Origin of the sequence: Dyella sp., assembly GCF_035503745.1 — a bacterium.
Classification (GTDB): domain Bacteria; phylum Pseudomonadota; class Gammaproteobacteria; order Xanthomonadales; family Rhodanobacteraceae; genus Dyella_B.
Genome location: NZ_DATJTC010000016.1, coordinates 1 through 13204 on the forward strand (window position 1 = coordinate 1; position 13204 = coordinate 13204).

Annotated in this window: 11 protein-coding genes; 10 read left to right on the forward strand and 1 reads right to left on the reverse strand. The window is 65.4% G+C overall.

The window, feature by feature from the left end; translation table 11 throughout:
* Positions 1 to 121 precede the first annotated feature (121 nt).
* The 4 genes from hpnJ to VME63_RS05790 all read left to right on the forward strand — a co-directional run bounded on the left by hpnJ (position 122) and on the right by VME63_RS05790 (position 4537).
* Positions 122 to 1549, forward strand: a complete 1428-nt coding sequence (hpnJ, locus tag VME63_RS05775) for a hopanoid biosynthesis associated radical SAM protein HpnJ (protein WP_325431184.1) — start codon at positions 122 to 124, stop codon at positions 1547 to 1549.
* 119 nt (positions 1550 to 1668) lie between these two features.
* Entirely contained in the window at positions 1669 to 2514 is an 846-nt protein-coding gene (hpnK, locus tag VME63_RS05780) for a hopanoid biosynthesis-associated protein HpnK (RefSeq protein WP_325431185.1), read from the forward strand.
* Positions 2511 to 3539 carry a flippase-like domain-containing protein gene (locus VME63_RS05785; RefSeq protein ID WP_325431186.1) on the forward strand — a complete coding sequence of 343 codons (1029 nt, stop codon included), beginning with the start codon at positions 2511 to 2513 and terminating at the stop codon, positions 3537 to 3539. The genes hpnK and VME63_RS05785 overlap by 4 nt, the downstream gene beginning before the upstream one ends.
* The gene (locus VME63_RS05790; protein ID WP_325431187.1) at positions 3536 to 4537 is read left to right on the forward strand and encodes a ferritin-like domain-containing protein; all 1002 of its coding nucleotides are present in this window, start codon (positions 3536 to 3538) and stop codon (positions 4535 to 4537) included. Before VME63_RS05785 ends, VME63_RS05790 begins: the two co-directional genes overlap by 4 nt.
* 57 nt (positions 4538 to 4594) lie before the next feature.
* Here the strand turns inward: VME63_RS05790 and hpnA are convergent, their stop codons facing one another.
* Positions 4595 to 5617, reverse strand: coding sequence for a hopanoid-associated sugar epimerase (gene hpnA / locus VME63_RS05795; protein WP_325431189.1), 1023 nt, complete (start codon positions 5615 to 5617; stop codon positions 4595 to 4597).
* Positions 5618 to 5962: 345 nt separating this feature from the next.
* Here hpnA and VME63_RS05800 point away from each other — a divergent pair, with 345 nt between their 5' ends.
* The 6 genes from VME63_RS05800 (at position 5963) to VME63_RS05825 (ending at position 13188) form a co-directional block, all read left to right on the forward strand.
* Entirely contained in the window at positions 5963 to 7132 is a 1170-nt protein-coding gene (locus tag VME63_RS05800; RefSeq protein WP_325431191.1) for a phytoene/squalene synthase family protein, read from the forward strand.
* Positions 7129 to 9105 (forward strand): squalene--hopene cyclase, encoded by a 1977-nt coding sequence (shc, locus tag VME63_RS05805; RefSeq protein WP_325431193.1) that lies wholly within the window; start codon positions 7129 to 7131, stop codon positions 9103 to 9105. The genes VME63_RS05800 and shc overlap by 4 nt, the downstream gene beginning before the upstream one ends.
* The gene (locus VME63_RS05810; protein ID WP_325431195.1) at positions 9102 to 9839 is read left to right on the forward strand and encodes a purine and other phosphorylase-like protein, family 1; all 738 of its coding nucleotides are present in this window, start codon (positions 9102 to 9104) and stop codon (positions 9837 to 9839) included. The genes shc and VME63_RS05810 overlap by 4 nt, the downstream gene beginning before the upstream one ends.
* Positions 9836 to 10261, forward strand: a complete 426-nt coding sequence (locus tag VME63_RS05815; protein ID WP_325431196.1) for a copper resistance CopC family protein — start codon at positions 9836 to 9838, stop codon at positions 10259 to 10261. Before VME63_RS05810 ends, VME63_RS05815 begins: the two co-directional genes overlap by 4 nt.
* A 192-nt stretch (positions 10262 to 10453) precedes the next feature.
* Entirely contained in the window at positions 10454 to 12109 is a 1656-nt protein-coding gene (locus VME63_RS05820) for a copper resistance D family protein (RefSeq protein WP_325431198.1), read from the forward strand.
* A gap of 176 nt (positions 12110 to 12285) precedes the next feature.
* On the forward strand, positions 12286 to 13188 hold the full coding sequence (locus VME63_RS05825; protein WP_325431200.1) for a farnesyl diphosphate synthase: 903 nt from the start codon (positions 12286 to 12288) through the stop codon (positions 13186 to 13188).
* Positions 13189 to 13204 lie beyond the last annotated feature (16 nt).

Here is a 13204-nt window from a genome sequence, read left to right on the forward strand (position 1 = left end):
GCGGACAGGTACTGCACGCACGAGGCGACGGTTCAGCGCCGTAGACCTAACTTGGCGGCTCGTTCTGTTGGAACGATCTGCTACCCCGGGCACATTGAACGCCCCGCAGGAGTCATTCGTAATGAAAACGCTTTTTCTGCAAGCTCCTTCCTTCGATGGCTTTGATGGCGGCGCGGGTTCGCGCTATCAGGCCAAACGCGAAATCAAGAGCTTCTGGTATCCGACCTGGCTCGCACAGCCGGCCGCGATGGTGCCCGACTCGCGCGTGCTCGACGCACCGGCCGACGAGATCTCGGTCGAAGACAGCTTGAAGATCGCCGCCGAATACGACCTGGTGATCATCCACACCAGCACGCCGTCATTCCCGACCGATGCCAAGTTCGCGGAGCTGCTCAAGCAGCGCAAGCCCGGCGTGATGGTCGGCCTGGTGGGCGCGAAAGTGGCGGTCGATCCGACCGGCTCGCTCACCGCATCGGCGGCAATCGATTTCGTGGCGCGCGAAGAATTCGACTACACCTGTAAGGAAGTGGCCGAAGGCCGTCCGTTCGAAAGCATCACCGGCATCAGCTACAAGCTGGCCGATGGCAGCGTGCAGCACAATCCGCCGCGCGCGATGATCGAAAACATGGACGACCTGCCGTTCGTCGCGCCGATCTACAAGCGCGACCTGACGATCAACAACTACTTCATCGGTTACTTGAAGCACCCGTACGTATCCATCTACACCGGTCGCGGTTGCCGCTCCAAGTGCACGTTCTGCCTGTGGCCGCAGACGGTTGGCGGCCATCGCTACCGCACGCGTTCGGCCGCCAACGTGCTGGCCGAAGCGAAGTGGATCAAGGAGAACATGCCCGAAGTGCGCGAGCTGATGTTCGACGACGACACCTTCACCGACAGCTCCAACATGGAGCGCGTGCATGACATCGCGCGCGGCCTCGGCGCAATGGGCTGGACGTGGTCGTGCAACGCCAAGGCGAACGTGCCCTACGAGTCGCTGAAGATCATGAAGGAAAACGGTCTGCGCCTGCTGCTGGTGGGTTACGAGTCCGGCGACGACCAGATCCTGCACAACATCAAGAAAGGCCTGCGCACCGACATCGCGCGCCGCTTCACCGAAGACTGCCGCAAGCTGGGCATCACCATCCACGGCACCTTCATTCTCGGCCTGCCCGGCGAGACGAAGGAAACGATCGAGAAGACGATCCAGTTCGCCAAGGAAATCAATCCGCACACCATCCAGGTGTCGCTGGCCGCGCCCTATCCGGGCACCGCGTTGTACAAGCAGGCGGTCGACAGCGGCTGGCTGAAGGAAAACGAAGCGGTCAACCTGGTCAACGACAAGGGCGTGCAGCTGGCGCTGATCGAATATCCGCACCTGTCCAAGCAGGACATCTTCCATGGCGTGGAAAAGTTCTACCGGGCCTTCTACTTCCGCCCGTCGAAGATCTGGGAAATCGTCAAGGAAATGCTGACCAGCTGGGACATGATGAAGCGCCGTCTGCGCGAAGGCGTGGAATTCTTCCGCTTCCTGCGCGCGCACGAAGCCTGATCCACCCGTCAATCCGGCGCAGGCCGGAGTCCAGTCACGGAACGCGACGTTTGCGGCTTCTGGACACTGGACTCCGGCCTGCGCCGGATTGATGTTTTGAGCAGGATACTTTCAAAACCGTGCCTACTTCCGCCACGCCACCCACGCGTCCACGCCTGATCGTCACCGCCGACGATTTCGGCCTGCACGAGGCCGTCAACGAAGCCGTCGAGCGGGGCGTTCGCGAAGGCGTGCTGCGCGCGGCCAGCCTGATGGTCGCCGCGCCCGCCGTTGCCGATGCGGTGACGCGCGCCAGGCGTACCCCAGGCCTGGCGGTGGGTTTGCATCTGGTGCTGGCCGATGGCCGCGCGATGCTGCCGCCCTCGCGCATTCCCGATCTGGTCGATGCGCAGGGCATGTTCAATTCGGACATGGTGCGCAACGGTTTTCGCTTTTTCTTCCTGCCGCACGTGCGCCGCCAGCTGGCGGACGAAATCCGCGCGCAGTTCGAAGCCTTCGCGGCGACTGGCCTGCCGCTCGATCACGTCAACGCGCACAAGCATTTCCATCTGCACCCCACCATCTTCTCGCTGATGCTGTCGATCGGACGCGAGCACGGGCTGCGGGCGATCCGCCTGCCCCGCGAACCGGGCATGGGCCCCTGGCTGCGGCCGTGGCTGGCGCTGATGCGCCGGCGCATGCAGAAGGCAGGCATTGCATACAACGATCACGTATTCGGCCTGCGCCATAGCGGCGCGATGGACGAAGCGGTGATGCTGGACATCCTGCAGGCACTGCCGCAGGGTCTGTCGGAGATCTATCTGCACCCCGCCACCCACGGCCACATCACCGCCAGCATGGACCAGTACCGCCACGCCGATGAACTGGCCGGGCTGCTGTCGCCGCGCGTGCGCGACACGATCGCCGCACGCTACCTGCTGTGCAATGGCTTTTCCGATCCGGCGGCGACGGCGGTATCAGCATGAAGCGCCTGAGCTACATCGCCGGCTTGCTCGGACTGGCCGCCGCCATCGCATTGATCGCGCATCAAGGCTGGGGCGAAATTGCCAAGGCCATCGATCACGCCGGATGGGGCCTGCTATGGCTGCTGCCGTTCCATGCGTTGCCGCTGTTGTTCGACGTACTGGGCTGGCGTGCACTGCTGGCCCCGCGCGATCCGCACGGCAAAGCCAACCTGCCCTTCCTGTTCTGGGTCGCCGCCGTGCGCGAGGGCAGCAACCGCCTGTTGCCGGTGGCAAACATCGGCGGCGAAATCATCGGCATTCGCCTGGTGAAATGGCGCGGCATCGATGGTGCGGCCGCGGCGGCCAGCGTGATCATGGAAGTGCTGCTGACGCTGGTGAACCAGTACCTGTTCACCGCGCTGGGCATCCTGCTGCTGATCGAATTGACGCAAAGCGTAGGCACGTTCAATTCGGTGATCGGCGCCCTGATCGCAAGCCTGCCGCTACCGATCTTCCTGATCATCATATTGCGGCACGGCAAGGTATTTTCGCGGTTGGAATCGTTCGCGGAAAAATTGCTCGGCGGCCGCTCGAAGCTGACCGAGCTGATCGACGGCTCGCGCCTGGATCTTGAAATCCGCTCGCAGTATTCGCGCCCATTGCGCCTGGTCGTTTCTTGCGGCTGGCAGCTCCTGGGCTTCGTGGTAGGCAGTTTCGAGACGTGGTTCGCCCTGCACCTGCTGGGCTACCCCATCGGCGTGGGCGACGCCATCGCCATCGAAGCGGTCACGCAGGCGCTGCGGCACATCATCTTCGTGGTGCCGGCCGGCCTGGGTGTGCAGGAAGGCGGCCTGGTGCTGTTCGGCAACATGGTCGGACTTCCGCCCGAAGCGAGCGTGGCGCTTTCCGTGATCAAGCGCATGCGCGAAGTCGGCTTCGGCGTACCCGCACTGCTTTCCTGGCAGTGGGCCGAAACACGCCGGCTGTATGCGGCCGCTTCCACACGCACCGCTCAATCGTCTGTTTCCAGAGAATCCGAGTCATGACGTTGCAACACGAGGCCTTCGATACGCAAACCCTGGTGCCCGGCTTCCAGGATCCGGTGCTGCCCACCGACGAACCGGATGCGGCCACCATCGCCGCGTGCGAGGCACGCACGCGGCAATGGTCGGGTGCCGGAACGCAGCGCATCAAGTACGGCTCGGACCTGCACAAGCAGATGATGTGCCAGATGTTCGCCGACACCTTCAATCCGTATCGGCCCTCGGTGCTCAAGTGGCCCGCGCTGGACGACGCGGCCCTGCATCGCATCACTTCGCTGCCGATCTGGGACATCGCGGTGCAGACCGAAGGCAAGGCGCGCCTGCGCATGGCGGCCTACGCGCGCACGGTGGCCGATGCGCAAATGCGCAACGCGCTCGCGCAGAATGCGTGGGAGGAAAACCGCCACAAGGAGGTGCTGTCCAAGATGGTCCAGCACTACGGCATTGCATTGGTGCCAGAGCCGCCTTACGAGTATCCGCAGGATCCGGAATGGGCGTACCTGGTCACCGGCTACAGCGAATGCATCGACAGCTTCTTCGCTTTCGGCCTGTTCAAAGTGGCACACGACTCGGGCCTGTTCCCGCCCGAATTGATCGACACGTTCGAGCCGGTGATGCAAGAGGAGTGCCGCCACATCCTGCTGTTTGCCAACTGGGTGGCCTGGCATCGCGCCAACCTCAATCCGTTCAAGCGCATCGCGTTCGAGTGGAAGGTGTTCCGCGTGTGGTGCTTCCTCGGCCTGGAGCGCATGGATCTGGCCAAGAGCCTGGATGCCGATGGCAACGAACAGGCGCAGGACAACAACTTTACCGTCACCGGCGCGCAGTCGGTCACGCAGCAAGAGCTTAGCGTGGCGACGCTGATGGCAACCTGCCTCAGTGAAAACGACCGCCGCTTCGCCGGCTATGACCCGCGTTTGCTGCGCCCGACCACCATGCCGTTCATGGTGAAGTGCGCGTTGCCGGTATTGCGGTTCTTTGAGCGGCGCAAACGTAAGTAAGCGTGCTGCATGTCCGCCCTCTCCCCTGCTTGCGGGGGAAGGAGCGAGATCGCCGCGCTACCGGGCCTGCTGCATCGATTGGAACCAGCGCACGGCATCTTCCAGCGCCATGCGCGCGGGGCGTGCGGTGTAACCGAGTTCGCGCTCGGCCTTTGCGCTGCTGAAGAACATGCGCTTCTTGGACATGCGCACTTCCTCGACGGTGGCAATCGGATTCATGCCGGTCAGGCGCGCCCACGCTTCGGAGGCGTACGCAATCGGCATCACCACCGCATGCGGCAGACGCACCTTCGGCGGCGAACGGCCGGCGATATCGGCAATCTCGGTCAGCACTTCGCGCAGGCTCAGGTTGTAGCCGCCCAGCACGTAGCGCTCGCCCACCACGCCGCGCTCGAAGGCCAGCCAGTGGCCTTCGGCGACATCCTCCACGTGCACGATGTTCAGGCCCGTATCGACGTAGGCGGGCAGCTTGCCCAGCATCGCATCGCGCACCACGCGGCCGGTGGGCGTGGGCTTGATGTCGTGCGCGCCGATCGGCGTGGACGGGTTGACGATCACCACCGGCAGACCATCGGCGGCGAACTGGCGCGCTACCTCCTCGGCCAGGAATTTCGAGCGCTTGTAGTGCCCGATCATGTCGTCCACCGTCACCGGCGTGGTCTCGCTGCCTGGCGAGCCATCCTTGGGAATGCCCAGTACGGCCACGCTGCTGGTGTATACGATGCGCGGGACGCCGGCCGCCTTGGCAGCCTGCAAGATGGCCCGCGTGCCCTCGACGTTGGCGCGGTACAGGTCGCTTGGATCGGGCGCCCACAGGCGATAGTCGGCCGCGACGTGGAACAGCGCATCGCAACCTTCGCAAGCCGGCAGCAAGGAAGCGGGCTGGGTGAGGTCGCCTTCGGCCACCTGCACCTTCAACCCCTGCAGATTGCGCCGGTCGGACCCCGCGCGCGCCAGCACGCGAACCTGGTGCCCGTCGCGCAGCAGGCGGCGCGCCACCGCCGAGCCGACAAAGCCGGTGGCTCCGGTAACCAGCGCCCTCACGGCGAAACCGCCCAGGCGCAAACCGGCGGCACGCATGCAGCGATAGGCCGCCCGGTCAAGAAAGTTGGGACTGTCATCACCAGATTATGGACGAAAATCGTCCGCTGCTTCAGCATAATGGACAGACCTGCCCCACTCCCCCTGTTCTGCGTCCAGTCACTCTGCGGCCTGCGTTTGCCCTCAAAGTGGCCGCCTTTGTGGCGCGGGAACTTCGCCCGGCGCCGACATTCCAAATTTCTGCAATAGGGATGCTCTGATTAATGCTTCGCAGGTGGCATGACACCCCATCAGGTAAAATTCAAAGCGCTGGTGACACCTGCCGAGCATTAATCAGAGCATCCCTAGGCGGTGTGGCATAATAAGAGCGGCCGAGGCATGCCCATGAACCCAATAAACAATGCCACCGTCCCTTGCGTGAGCGACGAGGCCATCACCTATCAGGACGCGATCCTGCCCAAGGTGTCCAGGACCTTTGCGCTGACCATCCCCCAGCTCCCGCCGGAGCTGCGTGGCGCCGTGGCCAACGCTTACCTGCTTTGCCGCGCTGCGGACACCATCGAGGACGAGCCCGCGCTGTCGGCCGAGCAGAAACGCCGGTTCGAGAACGCGTTCGTCGCCGCCGTCACCGGCGAGGCCGATCCGCAGGATGTGGCCGACGAAGTCGCCCCGCTGCTGTCCGATGCCACGCTGGACGCCGAACGCGACCTGATGCGCCGCCTTCCCACCGTGCTGGAAGTGACGCGCGGCCTGTCGCGCACGCAGCGGGCTTCGATCGTGAAATGCCTGAAGATCATGTCGCACGGCATGCACGAATTCCAGCGCGGTGCCGGCGTGCAGGGCTTGAAGACCCTGCACGACCTCGATCGCTATTGCTACTGCGTCGCCGGTGTCGTGGGCGAGATGCTGACGGAAATGTTCGTCGACTTCGAGCCGGCGCTGGCACCTCATCGCAACACCATGCTGCGCCTGGCCGTCTCGTTCGGACAGGGCCTGCAGATGACCAACATCCTCAAGGACCAGTGGGAAGATCGCGCGCGCGGCGCCTGCTGGCTGCCGCAGGATCTTTTCGCGCGGCGCGGCGTGAAGCTTGCCGACCTCGCGCCCGGCAAGCAGAACGCCCAATACGCCGACACCATGTCCGAGCTGGTGGGCATCGCGCATGCGCATCTGCGCAATGCGCTCGATTACACGCTGATGTTTCCCACCAGGCATGCCGGCGTGCGCCGCTTCTGCCTGTGGGCGATCGGCATGGCCGTGCTGACGTTGCGCAATCTGCAGAGCAATCTCGATTTCTCGGCCGGCACGCAGATCAAGATCTCGCGCAAGGCCGTCGCACGCACGATCCTGTTCACGCGCCTGTTCGGCAGATCCAATGCCGCGCTGCGCTGGCTGTTCGCCAGCACCGCGCGCGGGCTGCCGCTGACCGCGCTGACCGCCGAGTGGAGCGAACCTTCGATGCCCGGGCGCACCTGGCCCAAGCGCTCCATTCCGCACATCGCCGACGTCAACTGGCGCGAGCCGGTCGACGCCCACGAAGTTCATCCGCAATGAATTCCTTTACGCCGATTGCCCAGTCCGCCGTTGCGGAAGAACGCCATTCGCCCCGCGTCGCGACGAGCCTGGACGAAGCCATCGAGCGCGGCCGCGCAGCGTTGCTGGCGCTTCAGCACCAGGACGGCCACTGGTGCTTCGAGCTTGAGTCCGACTGCACCATCACCGCCGAATACATCCTGATGATGCACTACATGGATGAGATCGACGACGTGCTGCAGGAGAAAATGGCACGCTACCTGCGCGCCACGCAGGTGAAGGACGGGCACGGCGGCTGGTCGCAGTACCACGGCGGCGCCATCGACATCTCTTGTACGATCAAGGCGTATTACGCACTCAAGGCCGCCGGCGACGACCCGGCCGCCGAGCATATGCGCATCGCGCGCGAGGCGATCCTGGCACTGGGCGGCGCCGCCAAGGCCAACGTGTTCACGCGTATCCTGCTGGCGCTGTTCGAACAGGTGCCGTGGCGCGCCACGCCCTATGTGCCGGTGGAAATCATGCTGCTGCCGCGCTGGTTTCCGTTCCACATCGACAAGATTTCCTACTGGGCGCGTACCACGCTGGTGCCGTTGACGATCCTGTGCTCGCTCAAGGCCAAAGCGAAGAACCCGCGCAAGATCGGCATCCGCGAACTGTTCGTCACGCCGCCGGAGGAAGAGCGCCACTACTTCATTCGCGGCGGTTTGTTGAACCGCACTTTCCTGGCCCTGGACAAGCTCGGCCGCATCGCCGACCGCTTCATTCCCAAGGCCGTGCGCGCCCGCGCGGTGCGCAAGGCCCAAGCGTGGTTCCTGGCGCGCATGAACGGCGAGGACGGCATCGGCGCGATCTTTCCGCCGATGGTCAACAGCTACGAGGCGATGGCACTGCTCGGCTACGCGAAAGACGATCCGGTCCGCCAGACCTGCCTGCGTTCGATCCAGAAGCTGGTCGTGCATCGCGAGGACGGCTCGGCGTACTGCCAGCCCTGCGTATCGCCGATCTGGGACACCGTGTGGAGCGCGCTCACGCTGATGAACACCAGCGACGACGAGGCCACGCAGTCGGCCATCGCCAAATCCGTCGATTGGCTGCGCTCCAAGCAGGAGCTGGAATTGAAAGGCGACTGGGCCGCCACCAAGCCCCATGCCGTGCCCGGCGGCTGGGCGTTCCAGTACAACAACGCGTATTACCCGGACATCGACGATACCGCCGTTGCCGCCGCGCTGCTGCATATCCAGGATCGCCGCCGCGGCCAGTCGGGGCGCCACCGCTTCAACACCGATCGCGCGGCCGACTGGATGATCGGGCTGCAATCGAAAAACGGCGGCTTCGCCGCATTCGACGCGGACAATACCCACTACTACCTCAACGCCATTCCGTTCGCCGACCATGGCGCGCTGCTCGATCCGCCGACCGAAGACGTTTCCGGCCGCGTGGCCGCGTGTCTGGGCGTGCTGGCGCGTCCGCAGGATGCCGAAAGCCTGCGCCGCTGCATCGATTACCTGCGCCAGACACAGCTCGACGACGGCAGCTGGTGGGGCCGCTGGGGCAGCAACTACGTGTACGGTACCTGGAGCGTGCTGGCGGGCCTGGCCCTGGCCGGCGAGGATTCGCGCCAACCGTACATTCGCAAGTCGATCGAGTGGCTGCGCGCACGCCAGCACGCCGACGGCGGCTGGGGCGAAACCAATGACAGCTACATCGACCCGGCCCTGCGCGGCACCAACCACGGCATCAGCACGCCGCAGACCACAGCCTGGGCGGTGCTGGCGCAGCTGGCGATGGGCGATGCGCAATCGGAATCGGTACGCCGCGGCATCGACTACCTGATGGCCAACCAGCAAGCGGGCGGCCTGTGGTATCACCCCTCGCACAACGCACCGGGCTTCCCGCGCGTGTATTACCTCAAATACCACGGCTACACCGCGTATTTTCCGCTGTGGGCATTGGCCCGCTACCGGCAGCTGTCGCAATCGGCTTTCGCTTGAGCGATCCGATGGCACCGGCCGCCACCGGCATCGTCGTGGCGCTGGCAGCGGAAGCCAGGGCGCTTACCTCCGCCCGCATCCACCCCGAACGCCTCGTTTCGCTTGCCGAAGGCGCCGCAGTGTGGCTTAGCGGCATGGGACCCGATGCCGCGCATCGCGCCGCGCACGGCCTGGCCGACGCGGGCGCCGGGGCGCTGGCGGTGTTCGGCGTGGCCGGCGCGCTGGATGCGGACCTGCGCAACGGCAGCCTGTTCTGTCCCGAACGCGTACTGGACGAGCATGGGCGCAACTACCCCGTCCACGCGCCATGGCGAGCCCGCCTGCAGCAACGGCTGGCGGCCACAGCTTGCCCCCTTTGCACCAACGGCGCGCTGCTCAGCGTCCGCGAACCGCTGCTGACGACGGCCGCCAAGGCCGCCGCACGGGGCCGTCACCGGGCGCTGGCGGTGGACATGGAAAGCGCCGCCGTCGCCGCCGTCGCCCAGGAGCGCGGCCTGCCCTTCCTCACGCTGCGCGCCATCATCGACGAAGCGGGCGACAGCATTCCCGCCGCGCTCAATAACAGCGTCGATGCCTGGGGCCGGCCACGCGCCTGGGGCTTGCTCGCCGCGCTGTGCCGCCATCCGGGGCTGCTGGCTGAGCTGCCCCGACTATACTCACGCATGCAACGCGCCACGCTTGCGCTGCGCGCCGTCGCCGAGGCGACGGGGCCTACGCTGGGATGGTCGCCGTGAACCGCTTTTCCCATCGCCACTTTCGCGGCGATACCTCACTGGAGAATCTGCCGATGTCCCTGCGTCGTCGTATTGGAACCTTCCTGGTCGCCGCAACCTGCGCCCTGGTCAGCATGGGCGCCTGCGCGCACGCCATCCTGATCGACAGCACGCCCAAGGCGAATGGCAACGTGCCGGCCGGCCACGTGCATTTCGTGCTCAAGTACAACAGCAAGGTCGACCAGCACCGCTCGCTGCTCACGCTGGTCAAGCCGGACCAGAGCCAGGCCGTGCTGAGCATCGACACCCACGGCAACAGCAACGAACTCGATACCAGTGCCGATCTTGCGCCGGGTGCGTACACGCTGCGCTGGCAGGCGCTGGCGCTGGACGGCCATCTCACGCGCGGCGACCTGCCGTTCACCGTGACGGCCAAACCGTAAGGATACCTGCGGGGCAGGCATGTTGAAGCATCGCATCCTGCCCCACCGTCATGCGGCACCGGCGGCCATCCGGCGCCCTACGAGCCCGCGGTACAAAACCCATGTCGTGCGCTTCGCACGGTACGTTGAAGCCCGATTCTGGCCTGCGCTGGAACGACGGCCTGACACCCGCCATCACCTGAGCGATTCCTCGTGGAACTACTCGTCGACATCTTCGGCTATCTCAGCATCATCCTGCACGGCCTGGTGATCGTCGCGCAGTCGATGACGCTCGGTGGCGTGCTGTTCCTGGTGTTTCTGCTGCGCCCGCTGATGAAGGCACTGCCGCAGGGCGCCGAGCTGGAACGGCGCATCGCGCGCCTCACCCTCTATAGCGCGATCGGCCTTGGCATCGCGGAAATCCTCGGCACCGGGCTGCAGGTGGCGGTGCTGATGTCCACCGTCGGCCTGTCGTTCCTGGACGTGATGCAGGCGCCGTTCGCGCTGTGCGGCACGATCAAGGTGCTCTGCGCGCTGGCGCTGATCCCGTGCCTGGGCAGGCGCATCGCCGACGGCCCGCTCGCCGCTGCGCTGCCGCTGCTGATCGGCGCGATCGAGCTGACCGCCGCCACGTTCACCACGCATGCGTACGCGCGGCTGGACAACAACGTCTTGCTGCTGTTCGTGGAAGGCCTGCATCAGTTCGGCGCGGCGATCTGGATCGGTGCCATTCCGTGCTTCGTGCTTGCGCTGAGCCGGCTGCACGACGTGCAAAGCTGGCGCCTGATCGGCCCTGGCTTTTCGCGCATGTCGATGATCGGCGTGGCCAGCATCGTGATTTCCGGCGCCATCATGTCGGTGTTCTACATCGGCAGCGTGCAAGGTTTCTACGGCACGGCCTACGGCGTGATGGTAGGCGCCAAGATCGCCATGTTCCTGGCGCTGTTGCTGTTTGGCCTGGGCAACCTGCTGGTGACCGAGCGGCTGCGGCGAGGCGAGGAAACCTCGGTGATCCGCCTGCGCCGCTTCGCCGAAGTGGAGATCGGCATCGGCTTCACCATCTTCTTCGCCGCCGCGTCGCTGACCTCGGTGCCGCCGGCGGTCGATCTCACCGCCGATCGCGTCACGCTGCACGAAATCGCCGTGCGCAATGCGCCGGCATGGCCGCGCCTGACCTCGCCCGATCACGATCAGCTGGCGATCTCGCAGATGCAGGCGCAACTGGACAAGGAAGCGGCGCAGCGCGGCCAGGTTGCCGCGCAGGCCAACGTGCCCGGTTCCGGCGTGCTGCCGCCGCGCAACGCCGACGACATTGCATGGTCCGAATACAACCATCACTGGGCCGGCATCTTCGTACTGCTGATCGGCCTGCTGGCCCTGCTCAATCGCGCGGGCATCGGATGGCTCAAGCACTGGCCGCTGCTGTTCCTGCTGATGGCGGGCTTCTTGCTGGTGCGTTCGGACCCCGAAGTGTGGCCGATGGGCAACGAAGGGTTCTGGGTTGCGTGGCGCGATGTGGAAGTGGCGCAGCATCGATTCTTCGTGCTGCTGATCATCCTGTTCGGCGTATTCGAATGGGCCGTGCGCACCGGGCGCCTGCGCAACCCCAAGGCGGCGCTGGTGTTTCCGCTGCTGGTGTCGGTGGGCGGTGCGATGCTGCTCACGCACAACCACCAGATTTCCAACGTGAAAGATCAGCTGCTGATCGAACTGACGCACACGCCGCTTGCGCTGGCGGGCGTGGCGGCGGGCTGGGCGCGCTGGCTGGAGCTGCGCCTGCCTGGACGCGGCGGGCGGATCGCCGGCTGGGTTTGGCCGATCTGCTTCATGCTGGTAGGCGTGATCCTGCTTTGGTACCGCGAGGCCTGAAAGCGGTTGGCTCCCCCGCCCGCCGGGGGAGGATTTCGCGGCCATTGCTGGTTTTGCGGCCGATCGCTCGGCCAAAGCGCGGACGCAATGTTAAAATTGGCAGATTGCGCCGCGAGCGTTCCTAGGTCGCAGGCGAGCTTTTTTCGTCATAGCCACGTTCCCTGCCCGGACTCCGCATGAGCCTGATTTCCCCCACGATTTCCTCTTTCGACACCCGCGTGCCCGCCTATCTTGAACGGCTGCAGCGTGCGATGGATGCGTTATTGCCGGCCGCCGGCACCGATCCGGCGCGGTTGCACGAAGCCATGCGCTACGCCTGCGAAGGCGGCAAGCATCTGCGCGCGCTGATGGTGTATGCCTGCGGCGAAACCTTGGGGGTGGCTGCCGAAAAGCTCGATGCGGCCGCCTGCGCGGTGGAATTCATCCACGCCTATTCGCTGGTGCACGACGACATGCCCGGCATGGACAACGACGACCTGCGCCGCGGCCGCCCCACCGTGCACAAAGCGTACGACGTCGCCACCGCGATCCTGGTCGGCGACGCCCTGCAGACGCTCGCCTTCGATGCGCTGGCCAACACCGGCACGCTCGACGCCACGCAGAAGGTGCAGATGATCGCGGCGCTGGCGCACGCGTCCGGTTCGCTGGGCATGGTCGGTGGCCAGGCCGTGGACATGGCCTCGGAAAACCTCACCCTCACGTTGCCGCAACTGGAATCGCTGCATGCGCGCAAGACCGGTGCGCTGATTCTGGTCACCTGCCGGCTTGCCGGCATCGCGGCACTCGCGAACCACGCGGTTGCCCACACGCTGGACCGCTACGGCAAGTGCATCGGGCTGGCCTTCCAGATCCAGGACGACGTGCTGGACCAGATCGCCGACACCGCCACGCTGGGCAAGACCGCGGGCAAGGATCTGGCGCAGCACAAATCCACCTTCCCGTCGCTGCTCGGCCTGGAGCAGGCGCAGCAGCGCGCGCATGCGCTGTTCGATGAAGCACGCGATGCCGCGCGCAGCATTTCCAGCAATGCCCAGCCGCTGCTGTGGCTCGCCGATTTCATCCAGCAACGCAACCACTGAGGCGTCGCGCGGCCCG